The organism is Planctomycetota bacterium, assembly GCA_016125255.1.
Lineage (GTDB): Bacteria > Planctomycetota > Phycisphaerae > Phycisphaerales > Zrk34 > RI-421.
On sequence record WGMD01000002.1, the window covers coordinates 831424 to 851173 of the forward strand.

The 19750-nt window shown below is 63.7% G+C and carries 15 protein-coding genes and 1 other RNA gene; 12 read left to right on the forward strand and 4 right to left on the reverse strand.

Going from position 1 to position 19750, the window contains the following annotated elements:
- Positions 1-14: 14 nt before the first annotated feature.
- Positions 15-3518, reverse strand: coding sequence for a mechanosensitive ion channel (locus GC162_04720; GenBank protein MBI1367939.1), 3504 nt, complete (start codon positions 3516-3518; stop codon positions 15-17).
- Between the two features lie 107 nt (positions 3519-3625).
- On the opposite strand from GC162_04720, the gene GC162_04725 reads away from it, so the two are divergent.
- The 10 genes from GC162_04725 to GC162_04770 all read left to right on the forward strand — a co-directional run bounded on the left by GC162_04725 (position 3626) and on the right by GC162_04770 (position 11290).
- The gene (locus tag GC162_04725) at positions 3626-4132 is read left to right on the forward strand and encodes an ATP-dependent zinc protease (protein ID MBI1367940.1); all 507 of its coding nucleotides are present in this window, start codon (positions 3626-3628) and stop codon (positions 4130-4132) included.
- Positions 4129-5325, forward strand: coding sequence for a 30S ribosomal protein S6--L-glutamate ligase (gene rimK / locus GC162_04730; protein MBI1367941.1), 1197 nt, complete (start codon positions 4129-4131; stop codon positions 5323-5325). The genes GC162_04725 and rimK overlap by 4 nt, the downstream gene beginning before the upstream one ends.
- The gene (locus GC162_04735) at positions 5322-6284 is read left to right on the forward strand and encodes a deacylase (GenBank protein MBI1367942.1); all 963 of its coding nucleotides are present in this window, start codon (positions 5322-5324) and stop codon (positions 6282-6284) included. The genes rimK and GC162_04735 overlap by 4 nt, the downstream gene beginning before the upstream one ends.
- Positions 6285-6563: 279 nt before the next feature.
- Positions 6564-7382 (forward strand): SpoIIE family protein phosphatase, encoded by an 819-nt coding sequence (locus tag GC162_04740; protein MBI1367943.1) that lies wholly within the window; start codon positions 6564-6566, stop codon positions 7380-7382.
- A gap of 53 nt (positions 7383-7435) precedes the next feature.
- Complete coding sequence (hslV, locus tag GC162_04745; GenBank protein ID MBI1367944.1) at positions 7436-7978, forward strand: ATP-dependent protease subunit HslV; 543 nt, start codon at positions 7436-7438, stop codon at positions 7976-7978.
- Between the two features lie 28 nt (positions 7979-8006).
- Positions 8007-8753, forward strand: a complete 747-nt coding sequence (locus GC162_04750; GenBank protein ID MBI1367945.1) for a hypothetical protein — start codon at positions 8007-8009, stop codon at positions 8751-8753.
- Complete coding sequence (locus GC162_04755) at positions 8737-9297, forward strand: DUF488 family protein (GenBank protein ID MBI1367946.1); 561 nt, start codon at positions 8737-8739, stop codon at positions 9295-9297. Before GC162_04750 ends, GC162_04755 begins: the two co-directional genes overlap by 17 nt.
- A gap of 57 nt (positions 9298-9354) precedes the next feature.
- On the forward strand, positions 9355-10272 hold the full coding sequence (locus GC162_04760) for a cation diffusion facilitator family transporter (GenBank protein ID MBI1367947.1): 918 nt from the start codon (positions 9355-9357) through the stop codon (positions 10270-10272).
- A 32-nt stretch (positions 10273-10304) separates the two neighbouring features.
- Positions 10305-10724 (forward strand): hypothetical protein, encoded by a 420-nt coding sequence (locus GC162_04765; GenBank protein MBI1367948.1) that lies wholly within the window; start codon positions 10305-10307, stop codon positions 10722-10724.
- Positions 10721-11290 (forward strand): hypothetical protein, encoded by a 570-nt coding sequence (locus GC162_04770; protein ID MBI1367949.1) that lies wholly within the window; start codon positions 10721-10723, stop codon positions 11288-11290. Before GC162_04765 ends, GC162_04770 begins: the two co-directional genes overlap by 4 nt.
- Positions 11291-11438: 148 nt before the next feature.
- Here the strand turns inward: GC162_04770 and metH are convergent, their stop codons facing one another.
- Positions 11439-14951, reverse strand: a complete 3513-nt coding sequence (gene metH / locus GC162_04775) for a methionine synthase (protein MBI1367950.1) — start codon at positions 14949-14951, stop codon at positions 11439-11441.
- 321 nt (positions 14952-15272) lie between these two features.
- On the opposite strand from metH, the gene GC162_04780 reads away from it, so the two are divergent.
- A complete protein-coding gene (locus tag GC162_04780) occupies positions 15273-16106 on the forward strand; it encodes an undecaprenyl-diphosphate phosphatase (GenBank protein ID MBI1367951.1) in 834 nt (277 codons plus the stop codon).
- 35 nt (positions 16107-16141) lie between these two features.
- On the opposite strand, the gene GC162_04785 is transcribed toward GC162_04780, so the two are convergent.
- On the reverse strand, positions 16142-17107 hold the full coding sequence (locus tag GC162_04785) for a hypothetical protein (GenBank protein MBI1367952.1): 966 nt from the start codon (positions 17105-17107) through the stop codon (positions 16142-16144).
- Between the two features lie 119 nt (positions 17108-17226).
- On the opposite strand from GC162_04785, the gene rnpB reads away from it, so the two are divergent.
- Positions 17227-17665: RNase P RNA component class A (rnpB, locus tag GC162_04790), an RNA gene on the forward strand.
- Positions 17666-17779: 114 nt separating this feature from the next.
- Here rnpB and GC162_04795 read toward each other — a convergent pair.
- Positions 17780-19450, reverse strand: coding sequence for a hypothetical protein (locus GC162_04795; protein ID MBI1367953.1), 1671 nt, complete (start codon positions 19448-19450; stop codon positions 17780-17782).
- Positions 19451-19750: the final 300 nt, after the last annotated feature.

Sequence of the window (19750 nt, forward strand, 5' to 3'; positions counted from 1 at the left end):
GCCTTCGTGGCCAACTATTTTTCCTCTTGCCTTCCCCCGCGTTCCCCGTGCCCCCGTGGTGAATCGCCTTTTCTGTTTCTCACCAGTTCGATCTTGACGGGGCTGGTGCTGTCAAGGTGCACATCGCGCTGCGGGAAGGCGATCGTGATGCCCGCTTCGCGGAAGGCGGCGTCGACGGCCTTGTGAATCTGGTGAATCACGTCGAAGCGGCGCTCGACTTCATTGATGAACACGCGCAGCTCGTAGTTAAGCGTGTTGTCGCCGAAGCCGACAAACAGCGCCCGCGGCTCCGGCTGATCGAGCACGCGATGATTCTCGTGCGCCACCTTGAGCATCAGCTCCTCCGCCTTGGCGGTGTCGGACCCGTAGGCGATGCCGACGTTGATCGTCAGGCGGATGATCGGATCGGACAGGGACCAGTTGATGAGCTGGCTGGTGATGAACTCCTTGTTGGGCACGATCAGTTCGCGGCGGTCCTGCGCGGTGATCGTCGTGGCGCGGATGCGGATGCGCGTGACCCATCCGTCGACGCCCCCGACGCTCACGAAGTCGCCCACGCGCACCGGCCGCTCAAAGAGAATGATCAGCCCCGACACGAAATTCGCCACGATCTCCTGCAAGCCGAAGCCCAGCCCGACGCCCAGCGCGGCGATGAGCCACTGCAAGTTGCCCCAGCTCACGCCGACGGCGTCGAAGGCGGCGAACGTGCCCACGCCGACGATGACGTAGCGCACGACGGTCGTGGCGGCGTACCGCGCGCCGGGATCGAGCGGCAGATGCTTGAGCAGGATGATCTCCATCAGCCCCGGCAGATTGCGCGCGGCCACGAACGTCGCCATCACCAGCAGCATCGCGATGAACAGGTCGGCGAGCGTGATCGGCGTCGCCGTCTCGGCGCCGTCGACCATCGTCGCGATGTGCCAGAGCGGGATGTTGTTGAGGATGTTCAGCGCGGGCAGGACCTGCGACCAGATGAGCCAGAGGCCGACGATCGCGCCGATGGCGACGACCGTCTTGACGAGGCGCTGCGTCTGCTCGCTGATTTCCTCCATGCCGACCTCCGGCTCGTCAAGCTCCAGGTCGGGCATGTCGTCGTCTTCGTCCGCCTTCCCGGCCGCGCGCTGGCGCATCTCCTCTTCGCGCTCGCGCTGGGCGGCTTCGAGCTTGCGCTTCGCCTCGGCCCAGGCCAGCCGGCGATGCGCGACCTGAATCCATCGCACCAGCGCGTCGTGCGCGATGACGAGGGCGACGATGAGCCAGAAGGTCCAGATGAAGCGCTGATTCAATTGGATCGCGGTGTAGTCGTAGCCGACGCCGACGAGCGCGGCATGCACGAGCGGAAGCCCCACCGCGGCGGGATACCACAGGTAACGCAGTCGCACCATCCATCCGTTCGGACTTGATCGCCGCACCGCCGCCATCACGCCGGTCCGACCGTTGAGCACCATCGCCATGAAGACGCCGATGGCGATGAGGCCGAGCATGAAGATCATGCGGCCCAGCGCCTGATAAATATCCGGCTCGCCGAACGCGCGCGTCAGCGACACGGTGAAGATCAGCGGCGACAGCGCCATCAACAACCAGGTCAGATGTCCGCGCAGCGTCCGGCGCATCGGGTCGTACCATCGGAAATGCACGTCGGCGAGCCCGTTGGGCCGGCACACTTCGCGGAACAGATCGATGAACAGCACGATGCGGGCGGTGTGCATCAGCGCCTGCCCGACCGCGTGGGCGAAACGCCCCGTGTCCACGCCCTCGGAAATCTGCCATCCGACGAAGCCCAACAGCAGCGGCCAGCCCAGCGCGAGCACGGCCGTCCAGACCAGCGCCCGCACGGTCAGTTGCATGCGGTCGGTGTGGGCATGCGACACCTGCTCCGCGATGGCGCCGAGCCGACGCCGGCAGCGCGGCCGCAGCGCCAACAGCGCGATCACGATCGCCATCCCGCAAATCCAGATCAGCGTCGATCGCCGCAGCGACGCGACGAAGTCCGACCCGAGCTCCGTCCAGTTGCGCCATGACAATAACCACGCGATCCCCTGCCCCGCTTCGACGACGTCGTGACCTTCCAGCGGCGAGCTGGAGCGGATCCACAACAGATGTTCATCAATGAACTGGCCGTACTCGGCGGCGCGCGTGGCGACCTGTCGCTCGTCGAACTCGAGCGTGGTGAGCTGGCGGAGATGGCGCCCGTAGGCGGTGTAGAGTTTGTCGAGCAGGTCGCGCCGATCGGCGAGGACGCGGCGGGCGTCCGCCTGGACTTTCGCGCGGGCGACTTCATCGAGATTGGGTTTCCACGATGCGATGATCGCATCGAGCTGCGCTTCGACATCGCTCAGTTCCCGGCGGTCGTCCTCGACGTCGATCTGGTGCGTGATGACTTCGTTGAGCTGATCGCGCCGCTGGGCGGCCGAGGCGCGGGCGAGTCGCAGATTGGGCAGCGATTGAAACTGTTTGCGCAGGAGCATGCCCAGCGACTCGGTGAGCCCGGTCGCCTCGATGCGCTTCTTCGCCGCCGCCAGGTCCTGCTCGATGTCCGAAAGCTGCGACTCGACGCGCTGCACATCGGCGGCAAGCTGCGTGTCGCGCGCGGCCAAGTCCTCGAGCGACTGACTGAGCGTCACGTTGGATTCGGCCATGGCCGAGAGCCGCGGAGGCAATTCGTCGGCATGCGAGCGCGCTTCCTCGATCTGCTGGCGCGTCTGGGCCGCCGCCTGTTTGCGCCGCTCGATCGCCGTTTTCTCCCACGCCTGCGCATCCGCCTCGAGCTGCGCCACTTCGCGCGTCAGCTCATCGTGCTGCGCGGTGAGCAATGACAACCGCACATCAAAACTCGCGGACTCCTGCTGGTAGCGGAGCAGTTCGGCCTGTCGCATCGAGCGGCGGGCCTGAAGCGTCGTGGTCTGCGCTTCGCGCACGGCGGAGGGAATCGCCTCGGCGGTCGGCGCGTGCAGGTCCGATTCGATCTGGTCGAGCTTGCGATGCGCCTCGGCGGTCTGGTCCTGAATTTCCTTGGGGCGGTCGCGGAGCTTTTGAAGCTGGCTCTCCATGTCATTGACGCGCGCCCGCGCGGCGGCGAGGTCCGCCTGCTTCTGACGCAAGCGCTGCTCGACCTCATCGAGCGAAAGCTTCTTCGCCGCGGTTTGCGGATCGGGCAGCGCCGACAGGGCGGCATCGAGCTTCTTGCGCACCGCGTCCAGTTCGGCCGGGGCGGACTCGATCGCGGCGGCGAACTGCGACGCCTGATCCGCCTGCTGCCGAGCGGCCTGCACGAAACTTAACGCCTGCTTGTAAAGATCCGTGACCTTCGCCTTCGTCGCCTCGTCGAGTTCCGCCGCATCGACGGCCTTGAGCTTGAGCTCGATCGCCGCCGCGTCCGGCCCACTTGTCGGCGCGGCCGGGGCCGGCGTCGGTGCGGCTGCGGGCTTCTCGGACGCGGCTTTCTCCTGCGCGAAGGCAAAGGTGCATGACAGCGCCAGCAGCACAAGCGCACGACGCAGGCGGACGGACTCAATCATCGCGCTTCCTCGAATTGCCGCATCATCACCTGCCCCTACGATACCGCGCCCGCCGCGCCGATGCGAGATGATTTGCGGCGCGGCGCGCGTGATCGGATAATGAACGCATGAGTCCTGCTGAGAAAGCGGTGATCGGGTGGCGTGAGTGGATCGCGCTGCCGCAGCTTGGCATCAAGGCGATCAAGGCCAAGATCGACACCGGCGCCCGCACCAGCGCGCTGCACGCGTATGACCTGTTCTACTTCGAGCGACGCGGCGTGGCGATGGTGCGGTTCTGCGTGCATCCGATGCAGCGCAACAAGACTCAGTCCATCGCCGCCGAGGCGCCGGTGATCGACCTGCGCCGCGTGCGCTCCAGCAGCGGGCACGCCGACGCACGCCCGGTCGTCATGACAGAGATGGAGCTCATGGGTCAGCGCCGGCTCATCGAAGTCACGCTGACTAACCGCGACGAAATGGGCTTCCGCATGCTCATCGGCCGCGAAGCGCTGCGCGGGCTTTTCGTCGTCGACCCCGCGCGGTCGTTCCGGGCGACGCGACCGAAGCGCAAGAAAGTCCGGCTCAAGAAGCGTCCCACCAAGAAGAAGTCGACGAAAAGGATTTCCTCGTCATGAAGCTCGCCATTCTCTCCCGAAGCCCGCGCGCCTACAGCACGCGACGACTCAAGGAAGCCGCCCTGCAGCGCGGCCACAACGTCAAAGTCCTCGATACGCTCAAGTTCTCCATCTATGTCGAGCAATCCGAGCCGGCCCTGTGCTTCCGCGGCAAGCCGCTGAGCACCTACGACGCCGTGATCCCCCGCATCGGCGCCTCGGTGACTTTCTTCGGCACCGCGGTGGTCCGGCAGTTCGAACAGATGGGCGTCTTCACCGCCAGCTCGTCCCACGCCATCAGCGTCTCGCGCGACAAGCTGCGCTCATTGCAAATCCTCTCGCGCCATGAAATCGGCATCCCCTCGTCCGCCTTCGTGCGCGATCGCAACGACATTCTCCCGGCGATCGAGCGCGTCGGCGGCGCGCCGGTCATCATCAAACTGCTCGAAGGCACGCAGGGCGTCGGCGTCATCCTCGCCGAGTCGGTGAAGATCGCCGAGGCCATCATCGAAACGCTTCAGGGGGCGAAGCAGAACGTGATGGTGCAGAAGTTCGTCGCCGAATCGAAAGGGCGCGACATCCGCGCGTTCGTCGTCGGTGACCGGGTCGTGGCGGCGATGCGGCGAAGGGCGCAGGGCACGGAGTTCCGGTCGAATGTGCACCGCGGCGGGACGACCGAGGCCGTGCAGCTTGAGCCGGCGTATGAGCAGACGGCCGTGCGGGCGGCGCAGATCATGGGCCTGCGCATCGCGGGCGTGGACATGCTCGAAAGCAGCGTCGGGCCGCAGGTGATGGAAGTCAACTCCTCGCCGGGACTCGAGGGCATCGAAGGGGCGACGAAGATCGACATCGCCCAGACGATTATCGCCTACCTCGAAGAGCAGGTCCTCTTCCCCGACATCGACATCCGCCAGCGGCTGACCGTCAAAGGCGGGTACGGCATCGTCGAGCTGCCGGTCGACAACGATTCGATGATGGCCAACAAGGCGATCGCGGATTCGGGCGTCCGTGATCTGGACGTCTTGATCCTGAGCATCGACCGCAACGGCGTGGTGATCCCCAATCCGCGCGGCAAACGCATCGTCATGCCCGGCGACAAACTGCTCTGTTTCGGCAAGCTGCTGACGCTGCGCGGACTGGTCCCCAAAAAGAGCGAAGCACCCAAACCCAAGAAGAAGAAAACCGGCGATGAGCCCGGGGCGGAGTCCAAATGAGCACCGTCACCATCAACAACATCGCCATCAAAACCGGCCAGCGCCAGCGCCTCGAACTGCCCGTCGCCCGGCTGCCCACGCAGACGAACGTCTCCCTGCCCGTCGAAGTCGTCAACGGCAAATTCGATGGCCCGCGCCTGTGGCTCTCGGCGGCGCTGCACGGCGATGAACTCAACGGCGTCGAAATCATTCAGCGCGTGCTCGACCGCATCAATGTCCGCTCGCTGCACGGCGAAGTCGTGGCGGTGCCCATCGTCAACGTCTTCGGCTTCATCCGCCGCGACCGCTATCTGCCGGACGGACGCGATCTGAACCGTTCGTTTCCGGGGCTCGCCTCCGGCTCGCTGGCGTCGCGGTTGGCGCATCTGTTCATGAAGCAGATCGTCGGGCACTGCACGCACGGCATCGACCTGCACACCGCCGGGGAGCACCGCACGAATCTCCCCCAGGTCCGCTGCGATCTGCATGACCCCGAAACGCGCCGCATGGCCGAGGCCTTCGCCGCGCCGATCATGATCCACGGCGACTCGCCCGAGGGCTCCCTGCGACAGGCCGTCACCAAGCGCGGCACGCCGATCCTCGTGTACGAAGCGGGCGAACCGCACCGCTTCAACTCGCAGGCGATCGACATCGGCGTCAAAGGCGTGCTGCGCGTGATGGCCGCGCTGGGCATGATCAAGTCGCGCGAGAAGAAGGGGCGGCTCAAGTCGATGGAGGCGCCCAATCGCACATGGATCCGCGCCAAGCGCAGCGGCATCCTCCGACTCCGCGCCAAACTCGGCCAGTCCGTCACCAAGGATCAACCCCTGGGCGTCATCCGCGACGCCTTCGGCGATGAGAAAGTCCTCGTGACCAGCCCCTCGAGCGGCCTGGTCATCGGCCACACCAACCACCCGCTCGTCAACGAAGGCGACGCGATCATCCACCTCGCCCGCGATGTGATCACGCATCGCGTGTGAAACGCGTTCAGTGCGGAACATCTTTTGACACGAAGACGCCGAGACACGAAGGCACGAAGGAAGCCAAGAAGATCAATCGGATGAAGAGGGCTTTTACGTTTTGACAATGTGTTAGCATCGCATTCAAACTGAATTGCGTTTTCTTCGTGTCTCCGCGTCTTCGTGTCTTCGTGCCAATAAATCGCTCGTTGGCCGACATATCCGGACGTTTTGGATTGAATATCATGCGTATGGCGAGCCGATGATGATACGGGGCGTTTGCCCATATCGGACTTGCACATGATTCTGCGATCGCCACAGGACGCCACGCTGTATCTGGATGAGGATATGGCGCATGTCGAGACGCACACGGCGGCGTGCGGCGTGGCGGCGATTTATTCTTCGCGCAGCCCGGTGAAGACGACGCCCAACGAGGACGCGGCGGCGATCATTCCCTACGACGACAAGTCGGCGGTGCTCGTCGTCGCCGACGGCATGGGCGGCGGGCGCGCCGGCGAACATGCGTCGCGACAAGCCGTGACTTCGATGCACGCCACGCTGCGCAAAGCCGCCGCCGACGGGTCGGAACTGCGCAGCGCGATTCTCGACGCCATCGAAAAGGCCAACGCGGCCGTGATGGACAAAGGCATCGGCGCGGCGACGACGCTCGCCGCCGTCGAAATCGCCGGCGGCACCGCCCGGCCCTACCACGTGGGCGACTCGATGATTCTCGTGACCGGCCAGCGCGGCAAAATCAAATTGCAGACCGTCTGTCATTCGCCCGTCGGCTTCGCCGTCGAAGCCGGGCTCCTCACCGAGCGCGACGCGATTCATCACGAAGACCGGCACATCGTTTCGAACATCATCGGCATGGCGAACATGCGCATCGAGATCGGCTCGCCCATCGAGCTTGCCGCGCACGACACGCTGATCCTCGCCAGCGACGGGCTCTTCGACAATCTGCATCTGGAGGAGATCGTGCAGATGCTCCGCACCGGACCGATCACGGATGCGACGATGAAGATCGCCCAGGCCGCGCACGATCGCATGACGCATCCCGCCGACGGACAACCGAGCAAGCCGGACGATCTGACGTTCATTGCGTATCGGCGGTCGTAAGCACGCCGCGAGCGGCGTCGCTAAACGGGGGGATGGGTTGTTACAATCCCCTCATGCAAACATTTCATGCGACGACGATTCTCTGCGTCCGCCGCGGGCAATCCGTGGCGATCGGCGGGGATGGGCAGGTGAGTCTGGGCAACACGGTCGCCAAGGCCGACGCGGTGAAGATTCGCCGCCTCACGCCGACGGCGGACCATACCGTGCTGGTCGGCTTCGCCGGTTCCGCCGCCGATGCGTTCGCGCTGCTGGAACGCTTCGAGCAGAAGCTCAAGGACTCGCCGGGCAACATTAAGAAAGCAGCGATCGAGCTGGCCAAACTCTGGCGCACCGACCGCTATCTCCGCCGGCTCGAAAGTCTGCTGGCGGTCGCCGATCGCAAGTCGTCATTGATGATCAGCGGACAGGGCGACGTGATCGAACCGACCGACGGCATCATCGGCATCGGCTCCGGCGGCGCCTACGCCACCGCCGCCGCCCGCGCCCTGATGCAGCACACCCCCATGCCCCCCGCCGACGTCGTCAAAGCCGCCATGACCATCGCCGGCGAACTGTGCATCTACACCAACACGAACATCACCGTCGAGACCCTGTAATCGCACACTCTTTCCGGGGAGTCGCTCTATGCCCGTTGAACGCATTCTGATTACCGTAAGAACTTATCCGTCGCCGAGCAGAGATTACGTCGAGCTCGTCTGTACCGGCGGCATCTCTGATCTATCGGAGTGGCGCCGTCTTTACCCCATTCCGCTCCGATACCTTGAAGAAGAGCAGCAATTCAAAACATATGACGTGGTCACTGTGGATGTTTCAGAGGGCTCAGACACCCGACCTGAAACGCGGCGGCCAAATCTACTGACTCTCAAGCGTCTGGACCATCTGGATACATGGGCGTCCCGCTGCGCTTGGGTCAATCCGACGATCCTTCCTTCTGTTGCAAGTATGCGCGACACAGGTCGAACATTGTGCCCAGTCGCCGTTGAGAAGGTGCTGGATTTTGTTGCCGAGTCTGACAGCCCGGAATGGAGCCCGGCACAACTTGAAAAGCTCAAGCAGCAACGTCTCTTTGAAGAGAACAAAGAATTGGAGAAGATTCCGTACACATTCCGATTCATCTGGAAGGACACGGACGGCATCGAGCATCGCTCGCGCATTATTTCATGGGAAGTCTGTCAAACATGGCGTCAGTGGCGTCACCGATACGAAGACACCATTAAACGGATGCGCGACAAGTGGCTCGATGACATCTGCAGCAGTCGAAATCGACTATCATTCTTCATGGGCAACTACGCTCAGCATCCTCAACACCTTGCCGTAACCGGCATTTTTCACCCACCAAAGGATACCGCCAACGATGAAACTCTTTGGTGAACATCAGGCCCGCAGAAATCGCAATTCACAAGCCCTTGCCGCGTTCGGCGTCGCTGTCTCTTCCGCCAGCCCGGACACCGTATACAAGACCGTGCGTGACGGCGATGGCCATGTGGTCTATACCGTCGGGTACGAGGGACGCGACGGCGACGATCTGATCAGCCGGCTGCAAGATGCCGGCGTGGGCGTGCTGGTTGACATTCGAGAGAAGCCGTTTTCCCGCAAGCCGGATTTCCGCCGAACCGCGCTGCAGGTGCGATGTGAAGATGCGGGAATTCGATACGAATCTTGGACACGGCTTGGCTCGACCGAACATCAGCGCGACATGCTCAAATCAACCGGAGATATTCGGGAATTCATGCGCCGCTTCCGTGATTTCGCCAAACGCGGCCGCGAAGATGAACTCGATGCGCTGGCAAAACTCGCCGTCGCCGAATCCATCGCACTGCTTTGTTACGAACGATGCCATGAAGATTGCCATCGATGTGTCGTCGCGGACATGATTGCGGATCGAATCGGCGCGACTGTTGTAGCGATCATGTGAATGAGAGTGCTCTTGGCTGACTTCGCCAATTCGACGCGCTGTCGTTAACATCTAAACATGACCGACGAGGCACATCTTTGCGAATTGCGGGCGGCGCAGCGCGTGGCGATCGTGTCGCTCGTCGGGGCGGCGATCATCACGGCGGCGAAGTTCGGCGTGTTCGGCATGACGCATTCGGCGGCGGTGCTCTCGGACGCGATGGAGTCGGTCGTCAACATCGTGGCGGCGGCGATGGCGGCGTTCAGCACGTGGTACGCTTCGCAGCCCGCCGACCGCGAGCACCCCTACGGGCACGGCAACATCGAGTTCATCAGCGTCGGCGTCGAAGGCACGATGATCGTCGTCGCCGGTCTGATCATCGTCTTCGAATCGACCCGGCGGCTCTGGTTCGGACTCGCGCCGGAGGCGCTCGATGCGGGCATGGGCGCCCTGGCGATCGTCAACATCGCGATGTTCGGATTGGCGCTGTACGTCAAGCGACACGGGCGCACCTATGACAGCCCCACGCTCCGCGCCGACGGCACGCATCTGATGATCGATTGTCTGACGACGCTGGTCATCATCGCTTCGCTCGCCGCGGTGCGCTTCACCGGTTGGGTCTGGCTCGACGCGGTGACGGGCATCGTCATGGCGATCTACGTCACCGTGTCGGGCCTGCGGCTCATGCGGCAGTCGCTCGCCGGGCTCATGGACGAAGCGGACCTGGAAGAAGAGGCCGCCATGCGCCAACTGCTCGACGACGCGGTCGAAGCGGGCGAGATTCTCAGCTATCACAAACTGCGCCACCGCCACGTCGGCGCGTTTCACTGGGTGGACCTGCATCTGCAACTGCCCGCCGAGATGACGGTGGTGAAGGCCCATTCGATCGCCAGCGAAATCGAGGGCCGCATCGAAGACTGCCTCGGCCGGGCGAATGCGACGGCGCACATCGAACCCCCGCTCGGACATCGTGAGAATGCGCAGGAAAATGGATAGAGTATGATCAATCCATCTTCGGAGGCCCGCTGATGAAAATCGGACGACTGATCGCGGCGATGATCGCGATGGCGGTGTTTGTCATGGTGTTCGACTTCGTCTTGCACCAGGAACTGTTGAGCGGGGTGTACGGGGCCACCGCGTCGTTCTGGCGCAAGCCCGAGGAAATGATTCTGCCGGCGATGACGGCGGGGCAGGTGCTCTCGGCGGTGATGTTCTGTTTGTTTTACGTCATGTGCGCGAAGACGACGTGCGCGGGGAGCGGGCTCAAGTTCGGGGCGATGTTCGGACTGGCGATGGCGCCGGGGAATCTGATCATGTACGGCGTGGAGCCGCTGCCGGGCGAATTGTTCGCGGCATGGGCGGCGGGAAATGTCATCGAATTGGCGCTGGCGGGTTTGATCGTCGGCGCGATCTATGGGCGAAGCAAGCCGATGGAGACGGGGGCGTGAGTCTATTGGCGATGCTGCCGATATTGCCGCGGGCGCGGCGGTGGTTCGACGAAGTGCTGGAGGCGCATCACGCTGAGGCGACGCCGGTCATGCACTTCGGATTCCCGCGGCTCGGATACTGCTTCTCGCCGCTGTTTTTGCGGGAGGCGAAGGCGGTCGTGTGCGACTCGACGCCGCAGCCGCCGATTGAGCAATGGGGTTTGCGTGACGTGCCGGAGTTCGGGTCGCTTCAAGCGCGCGGGATCACATTCAATGACACATTCTTCGTCCTCCGCCCCGAAGCGGACAACGAATCGCTGTTCTTTCATGAACTGATCCACGTCGCCCAGAGCCGCACGCTCGGGTTCAACCGCTTTCTCGTGATGTATGGCTTCGATCTGATCGAATTCGATTACCACGAGAGCCCGCTGGAGCGGATGGCGTACGAACTTCAGGACCGCTTCGACGCCGGCGAAAACTTCGACGCCCTCGCCGAGACCGCGCGGCGGACGCGCGAACTGGCGGAGCGATTCCGGGGGCGGTCGCCGGTGCATCGTTTCGCCCTTGCGGCGGCGCGATTTCTGTAATCGGCCCATCGTGTCGTGAAATGCGGAAAGATGAACCGCCGAGACGGCAAGGGCGCGGAGAAAGACATATGCAAGTTGCCATTCTCCGCGACTCTGCGTCTCGGCGGTTCAATTGTCATATCGCAAAGACCGTACACGGCTTTGATGATCACACATTAAAATACTTCGCTTCCGGGTGGTGCACGATCAGGGCGCTGGTCGATTGCTCGGGGTCGATCTGCCAGTTTTCCGAGAGCACGCAGCCGATGCGGTCGGGGCGGATGAGGCGGAAGAGCTTTTCCTGATCGCTCATCTCGGGGCAGGCGGGGTAGCCGAAGCTGTAGCGCGAGCCGCGGTAGTGTTGGGTGAAGAGCTTGCGGACTTCCGATGCATCGTCGGCGTCGATGGCCAGCTCCTGGCGCATGCGCTTGTGCCAGAGTTCGGCGAGGGCCTCGGCGCATTCGACGCCGAACCCGTGCAGGTAGAGATACTCGGTGTAGTTGTTGGCTTCAAAAAGCGCCTTGGCGACTTCGCTGGCGCGCGGGCCCATTGTGACGCAGTGAAATCCGACGACGTCCTTCTCGCCGGACTCGACGCTGCGGAAAAAGTCGCTGATGCAAAGACGCTGGCGCCCCGGCTGGCGGGGGAAGCGGAAGCGTTCGATCTCGCGGTCGTGATCGACAGCGTCGTAGATGATCAGATCATCGCCGGCGGACTGGCACGGGTAGTAGCCATACACGATCTGCGGGCGAAGGATATTCTCCGCTTTGCATTGGGCGGCGAGGCGGTCGAAGATCGGATCGACCTGATCTTCGAGCATGGCGTCATACTCGGCGTCGCTCTTGGCGCCTTTCTTGAATTGCCACTGCCCACGGTACAGCGCGATGCGGTTGACGAAGGGGTAGATGTCATCGAGCCGGATCGATTCGACGACGCGCGAACCGTAGAACGGCGCGGCGGGGATCGTCACGTCCGTCGCCACAGCCGATCGCTCCGCCACGGCCGTATCGCCGGTCGGCGCGGGACGCGCCGCGACTTTCGCTTCGACCTCGGCCCGCTTGGTGAGGCGCGTTTCGATTTCCGTATCGAGCAGATCGGACTTGCCGCTCATCAGATGGTCCATGATGCGCAGGCCCTCGAAGGCGTCTTTGCCGTGATACGTCTTGCCGAGGTAGACGTTACGGAGGTGCGAGTCGCAGTAGTGTTTGCTGAGGGCGGCCCCGCCGAGGAGCATCGGCACGGTGATGCCCTGCTCGTTTAGCTCCTTGAGGTTCTCCTCCATGACGTTGACGGATTTGACGAGCAGGCCGGAGAGGCCGATGGCGTCGGCGCGGTGCTTCTTCCAGGCGTCGATGATCGTGTTGATCGGCTGCTTGATGCCGAGGTTGACGACCTCGTAGCCGTTGTTGGTCAGGATGATGTCGACGAGATTCTTGCCGATGTCATGCACATCGCCCTTGACGGTGGCGAGGACGATTCGGCCCTTCCCGCCGCCGGAGGCCTTTTCCATGTGCGGTTCGAGATGCGCGACCGCCATCTTCATCACCTCCGCGCTCTGAAGCACGAAGGGGAGCTGCATCTGACCCGACCCGAACAGGTCGCCAACGACTTTCATGCCCGCAAGCAGGTGATCATTGATGATCTCCAGCGGCGGATACTTCTTCATCGCTTCGTCGAGCGTTTCGGTGAGTCCCTTCTTCTCGCCGTCGATGATGTGCTTTTGCAGTCGCTCTTCCAGCGGGAGCGCCGCGATATCCTGCTTCATGGACATTTCCGATGCGTCATCCGGGAACAGGTCCACGAAAATCTGCAACGGATCGTCAGTCAGTGTCCCGTCGCGCAGCGCGACTTTCTCCGCGGGGCGGCGGTCGTAGATCAGATCGAGCGCCGCGTTCCAGAGCGTGTCTTCAATGCGATTGCGCGGCAGAATCTTCGAGACGTGCACGATCGCGCTGGTCATGCCCGCTTCGGTCAGTTCGTGCAGGAACACGCTGTTGAGCACCTGACGCGCGGCGGGTTTGAGGCCGAAGCTCACATTGCTCAGCCCGCAGGTGATCTGACACGCGGGCAGCTCGGCGGCGATGCGGCGCGTGCCTTCGATCGTTTCGAGCGCGCTGCGGCGATCCTTGTCCATGCCCGTCGAAATCGGCAGCACCAGCGGGTCGAACATCAGGTCTTCGGGCTGGAGGCCGTATTTTTCGGTGGCGAGCTTGAACATGCGCTGGGCGATGCTGATCTTTCGATCGGCCGTGCGCGCCATGGCTTCTTCGGGGTCCTCGTCGATCGTTCCCAGCACGAGCGCGGCGTTGTAGCGCCGGGCCAGGTCGCACATTTTGGCGAACTTCTCTTCGCCGTCTTCGAGATTGGCGGAGTTGATGAGGCATTTGCCGCCGGAGTGTTTGAGCCCGGCTTCGATGGTGGCGGGCTGGGTCGAGTCGAGCATGAGCGGGACGTTGACCTGCCGCACGAAGCGCGACACGATCGACGCCATGTCGGCGGCGTTGTCGCGACCGGCGTAGTCGACGTTGACGTCCAGCACATGCGACCCCTCGCGCACCTGCTGACGGGCGAGACTGACCATCTCGTCCCAGTCTTCGACTTCGAGCAGCTTCTTGAACGCGCGCGAACCGGACGCGTTGCATCGCTCGCCGACGTTGAGCAGGGAATTGTCCTGCCGATAGTCGACGGGTGCGTAGAGGGAAGTACACGCGGGGGCGAGCGGCTGCTTGTCGATCCTGGTGATGGGCCGCACGCCGACCGCCGCGACGAGTTGGCGGATGTGTTCGGGCGTGGTGCCGCAGCATCCGCCGACGATGCTCAGGCCGTATTCGTCGACGAACTTGCGCATCACCTCGGCGAAGGCCTTGGGGTTGAGCGGATATTCGGTGCGGCCCTCGACGAGCACGGGCAGACCGGCGTTGGGCAGCACGCTGATGTGGCGGTCCCAATACTTGGCGAGCCAGCCGATGTACTGGGCCATATCCGTCGGCCCGGTGGCGCAGTTCATGCCCAGCGACATGATCGGATAATTCCGCAGGGCCACGCCGACCGCCGCGATCTCGGAGCCGGTCAGCGTCGTGCCCATGCCCTGCTCGATCGTGACCTGCACCATGATGGGAATGTCATCGGGCGAGGTCTTGGCTTCGGCCATCGCATCGAGGATGCCGTTGATGGCGCACTTGAGCTGAAGGATGTCCTGCGCGGTTTCGAGGAGGATGACATCCGTGCCGCCTTCGATGAGGCCCAGCGCCGCCTCGCGGTAGGAGGCGAGCATCGTGTCCCAGTCGATGTTATTGAGCGTGATGAGCTTGGTGCCGGGGCCCATGGAGCCGATGACAAAGCGCGGCTTGTCGGGCGTGGCATGGTTGTCGCATGCGGCGCGGGCGATCTCGCAGGCGCGGCGGTTGATCTCGCGGCAGCGGTCCTGCAAGTCGAACTCGCACAGGACATGCGGCATCCCGCCAAACGTATCGGTCTCGACGCCGTCGGCCCCGGCGGCGAGGTAGTTTTCGTGAATGCCCTGAATCGCATCCGGGCGGGTCAGCACGAGCACCTCGGTGCAGTTCTCCTTATCGAGATAGTCGCGGCTCAGATCCAGATCGAGCGCATGCACCTGCGTCCCCATCGCACCATCGAGGAAGAGGACGCGCTTGCCAAGCTCACGAAGAAAAAGACTGCTCACGTTCGATGCTCCAATGTTTCACTGCCGCCCCAAAGGCACCGGATGCCTCATGATCGGCCCATCGGGCGGGGCGACATTATATCCGTTTATCCGGATGGACGGCTAAAGTCAAGCCCGAGTGCATGAACTATGGGCTAATCGCCGACGTTTTATGGGCGAAATGACGGGAAACGTGCTAAGCCGCAAGCGGCGATGGGCGATTTAATTGATTGGAGTGACATGCGTTACGTTAAATGGTGTCTGGCATTGGGGTTGATATTGATGATCACAGGGGCCGCTTTCGCGGCGACCGAGTCGGCGGCACCTGCTTCCGGGGGCGACATGTCGCCGATGCAGGCGATTGTGCTGGGGATTGTCGAGGGGCTGACGGAGTATCTGCCGGTCAGTTCGACGGGGCACCTGATACTGGCGCAGCGGGCGATGGGGATCCCCGACTCGGAGGCGGCGGAGGCGTATGCGATCGTGATTCAGGCGGGGGCGATTCTGGCGGTGCTCGGGCTTTACATGGGTCGCGTCAAACAGGCGATGCGCGGCCTCGTCGGGCGGGACAAGGCGGGGCTGAATCTGGCGAAGAACATCACGGTGGCGTTCGTGCCTGCGGCGGTGATCGGGCTGCTGCTCAACAAGATCATCAAGGAGTATCTGTTCGGCGGAGATCGATGGGGGCTTTGGCCGACGATCGCGGCGTGGGGGTTGGGCGGCGCGGCGATATTGGCGGTGGCGTGGTCACGCAAGAAGAAGGAGCCGACGGAGGGGTTCGGCGTGGACGAGCTGGTGGCTTGGCAGGCGCTGGTGATCGGATTAATGCAGTGCATTGCGATGTGGCCGGGCGTGAGCCGGTCGCTGGTCACGATCGTCGGAGGCGTGCTGGTGGGCATGTCGCTCCCGGCGGCGGTCGAGTTCAGCTTCCTGCTGGGCGTCGTCATGCTCGGCGCCGCCACGGCGTATGACGGACACAAGCACGGACACGCCATGCTCGAACACTATGGCGCGGTCAGTCTGATCATCGGCCTTGTCGCGGCGCTGGTCAGCGCGGTGATCGCGGTCAAGTGGATGGTCAGCTACCTCAAGCAGCACGGGCTGGCGGTGTTCGGGTATTACCGGGTGGCGCTGGCGATGGCGGTTGCGTGGCTGGTGATTGCGAAGGTGATTTGAGAAGTGCGGCGGAGTGGGGAGTGAAGAAAAACAAGTCACGCACCGCTGATGCGGAGCAATGTGCTGACGGATTCCATCTGCCCGGTGCGGCAACTGAGCAGTGCGGCCTGACACGCGGCGATGACCTGGCGCGGCTCGACGGGACGGGGCAGCGGCGCACCATCGAGCATGCGGCGGAATTGGCGCACGATCAATTCGGCGGGATCGGGCGCCGCCGCGGGGGCGGGGTGCTCATCGAGCAGTTCGCCGGCGGCGCTGTAAAGGCGATAGCCCTCATCGTCGATGACGAGCTGACCTTCATCGCCGAGCACGACCATGTTGCGTCGCCAGACGGCGGCGTTGTCGGAGGCGTGAATGATCGCGGAGGCGGCGGCGCCGATGCGCAGATGCGCGGTCAGATGACCGGTCAAATTGCGGGGGTCTTCGGGGATCTGTTTGAGCGGACCGGTGAGCGCGGCGTCGACGGTATCGGGGGCGGGGAGGAGACTCATGAGCATCTCCATCGCATCGTAGAGCCGGGCGTAGAGCGAGCCGGCGTGCGCGGAGGCGAGGGCGCTGATGCGGACGGAGCGGATCGCCCCGAGCACCTGCTGCGGGTCCGCGGCGTGCTGCCATGCGGCGGCGGCGCGGAACCACGGCAGCGAAACGACGTGCCCCGCCTGCGATTCGTCATGCGGCAGCGCATCGATCGCCGAGGCGATCGGCTCCAGCGCGAGGATCATCGTCCCCGCCGACCGGGCCTGCGCCAGTTCCGCACGGCTGATGCCCCCGGCGACGGCCAGCAGCATGTACCCGGCCGGCTGATCGATGAGCATCTTGCGCAGATCGTCGTCGGCCCGGACGCCCAGCGACTCGGCCAAGGGCGCGATGCCCGAGCGGCGCGGCCCGCCGATCGCCAGCACGCGCAGGTCCGCCAGACGACCCAGCACCGCCTCCACCAACGGAGCGCGCGCCGCGTCCATCCAGACGACGATCTCATGGGATGTACCGGTCGTGGGCATATTCGCGAAGGGTAGCGACGCCGCGGGGCATCGTCCAACTTCACATCGATCATTCACCGGGCGCGAACAATTCGAGGCGGAGACGGGGGGACTTAAGTCCCCCCGCCTAGAATGAGCCGTGCGTGAACGGGGCGGCCGCTCGCTTTTGCGAGAGGAAAGTCCGAACACGGAAGGACACGGTGGTGGGTAACGCCCACCGCGCCGCGCGGCGACGCCCGGCGTAGGGAAAGTGCCACAGAAAACAAACCGCCGGGGAAGCTGTCAGCGGTCAGGCGTCAGGCATCAGCCAGAGCGCTTCTTTGCTGATCGCTGAAAGCTGACACCTGACAGCTTCCCCGGCAAGGGTGAAAAGGTGCGGTAAGAGCGCACCGCTTCGGTGGCGACACCGAAGGCACGGCAAACCCCACCGCGTGCAAGACCAAGCAGGGGCGATGAGCCGGTCCGGCTCGCCAAACCCCGGGTAGGTTGCTCGAGTCCGTCGGCAACGGCGGACCTAGAGAAATGGTCGCCGTCACCTATAGGGTGATACAGAATTCGGCTTACAAGTTCACGCACAAACACACGACCGCATCTACGGTCGTGTGTTTTTTTTGCGGCGAAGCGCGGCGCATGAAAAAACCCGCCGTCCTTTGGGGCGGCGGGCTTGTCGGTGGGAGGAGTCGCCGATCGCGATCAGAACATGAACTGGAACTGAGCGCGGATGCTGACCTGGTCATCACCGGCGGCCTGGAGACCGGCGCCGGAGTCGGCGATGGGCAGCGAGCCGAGGACATAGACGAGGTCGACGCTGGCCTTGGCGGCGTTGCCGTGGAAGTAGTAGTTGGAGCCGACGGTCACGAAGTGCACGCGATCATCGAACGGTCCGCTGATCGGGTAGTAGAGCGAGTTGCTCGTCGTGCCGCTGCTGCGGGCGGTGTCGCGCATGTTGACGAAGACGACGCCGTCGAAGTCGACGTATTCGTAACGGATGAACGCGTCCATCTTGTCGGGGATGACGAAGGCGGAGGCCTGAAGGACGACGCCCCACTGATCGGCGCCGTCGACGATGCCGGGCAGGGGGAAGGCGACCGCGCCGGCACCGGTGGCGGAGACGGGTTCGCCGTTGCCGTCGAGGTGCTGGCCGACCACCGCGCCGAAGAGACTCAGGCCGAACATGTCGGGGAATTCAGCCGCCACGTCGATGGTCCACTTGAACACGTCGACGGTGTTGGGCTCGACGCCGACGAAGGGCGCGCCGGCGCCGGGGACGGTGGTGTCCGTCAGCGTGCTGCGTCCGCCTTCGCCTTCCTCGTACGTGAACGCGCCGCCGACCTTCAGGGCCATGGGCTTGCCGCTCCATGCCTGATAGTCTTCGAACTCGTTCCAGTCGCCGGCCAGCAGCACATCGATGCGGCCGGAGAGGGCGATGTCGGTCGTGTCGGAGTTGTAGTTGGTGTTGGACTGATACGAGCCGTCATGGATCATGCCGGCGATGCGGACGGGCTGTCCCACGAGCTGACCGTCATAAGCGAGCTGCACGCCCTGCGTGTAATCGACGGTGAACAGGTCAGTGACGAAGGCGCGTTCGATGGCGACCTGATGAGCGCCGCTGACGTGCTCGTCATGAAGGAACGGGGCCTTGAACTGCCCGCCCTTGACGGTCCAGCCGTCGGCGAATTCATAGGCGAACCATGCGTCTTCGAGGTAGATGTCGCCGCTGTTGTTGCCGGCGCCGATGTCCGGGCCGCCCGGATGATCGAAGTAGATCTGGATGTCGCCGCCGCCCAGGTCCTCGGCCGGGGGGCTGAAGTTGTTGTTGGCGTTGGTGACGTTGATCTGCACGGCGTAGGTGAACTTGGGATCGAAGAGGTGGCCGTCAAAACGGATCTGAGCGCGACGGACGGAGAACCCGGCGACGTTGCGATCGGTGGCGTTGTTGTTGGCGGCGGCGACGGCGCCGTTGGCATTGGTCGTGATGACCGAGCCGGGGCGCCCGCGGGCGCGATTGAAGGTGTAGCGGGCCTGACCGACGCCGCTGACCTGCATCAGGAAGTTGCCGTCTTCGCTGGACAGGTAGAAGTGCCCGTTCCAGCCGGCGGTCATGCCGCCCTCGGCGAGACTCGCCCGCGTGTCGGCGTCGGAGAGTACGTCGCGGATGAGCGTCTTGACTTCCTCAGCGCGGCGCTGGGTCAGCCACGAGTCGCCGTTGGCCGCCCGCAACTGTTGAATTTCAGTCGCCTGAGTTTTGACCTGCGATTTGAGAGCTTCCAGCTCCGCACGCAGATCGCTGTCATCCGAGCCGGCGAACGCCCCGCTCGAAATACCCAGAACCAAACTGCACATCAGGAACTTGATGGGCCTCATAAGTTACGTCTCCCGTAAAAAGAGGAACCCGTTGTCCATCCGACCCGCCCACCCAGACGGATCGCCCTTACCGTTGGCCGCAACCGAAACAATCGGCCGCGGTCCTGACGCGGCCTCGGCCCACCGCATCGTGCGGCGCGCCTTGCGCGTCAGTCAAATATTCACTTGTGGAACGACCCCAATCGAAACGTCACGTGGAACTGCGGGCGTCAGGGGACGCCCCGTTCATCCGACATTCTGACCCATCGCCACCGACTTTGTCAAACGCGGCGGGCCCGATGTAAACGTCATCGGCCCGTT

Excerpts from the sequence above, each read along its gene's own strand:
- GC162_04720 (MBI1367939.1), bottom strand. The coding sequence starts at position 3,518 with ATGATTGAGTCCGTCCGCCTGCGTCGTGCGCTTGTGCTGCTGGCGCTG.
- GC162_04725 (MBI1367940.1), top strand. The coding sequence starts at position 3,626 with ATGAGTCCTGCTGAGAAAGCGGTGATCGGGTGGCGTGAGTGGATCGCG.
- rimK (MBI1367941.1), top strand. The coding sequence starts at position 4,129 with ATGAAGCTCGCCATTCTCTCCCGAAGCCCGCGCGCCTACAGCACGCGA.
- GC162_04735 (MBI1367942.1), top strand. The coding sequence starts at position 5,322 with ATGAGCACCGTCACCATCAACAACATCGCCATCAAAACCGGCCAGCGC.
- GC162_04740 (MBI1367943.1), top strand. The coding sequence starts at position 6,564 with ATGATTCTGCGATCGCCACAGGACGCCACGCTGTATCTGGATGAGGAT.
- hslV (MBI1367944.1), top strand. The coding sequence starts at position 7,436 with ATGCAAACATTTCATGCGACGACGATTCTCTGCGTCCGCCGCGGGCAA.
- GC162_04750 (MBI1367945.1), top strand. The coding sequence starts at position 8,007 with ATGCCCGTTGAACGCATTCTGATTACCGTAAGAACTTATCCGTCGCCG.
- GC162_04755 (MBI1367946.1), top strand. The coding sequence starts at position 8,737 with ATGAAACTCTTTGGTGAACATCAGGCCCGCAGAAATCGCAATTCACAA.
- GC162_04760 (MBI1367947.1), top strand. The coding sequence starts at position 9,355 with ATGACCGACGAGGCACATCTTTGCGAATTGCGGGCGGCGCAGCGCGTG.
- GC162_04765 (MBI1367948.1), top strand. The coding sequence starts at position 10,305 with ATGAAAATCGGACGACTGATCGCGGCGATGATCGCGATGGCGGTGTTT.
- GC162_04780 (MBI1367951.1), top strand. The coding sequence starts at position 15,273 with ATGTCGCCGATGCAGGCGATTGTGCTGGGGATTGTCGAGGGGCTGACG.
- GC162_04785 (MBI1367952.1), bottom strand. The coding sequence starts at position 17,107 with ATGCCCACGACCGGTACATCCCATGAGATCGTCGTCTGGATGGACGCG.
- GC162_04795 (MBI1367953.1), bottom strand. The coding sequence starts at position 19,450 with ATGAGGCCCATCAAGTTCCTGATGTGCAGTTTGGTTCTGGGTATTTCG.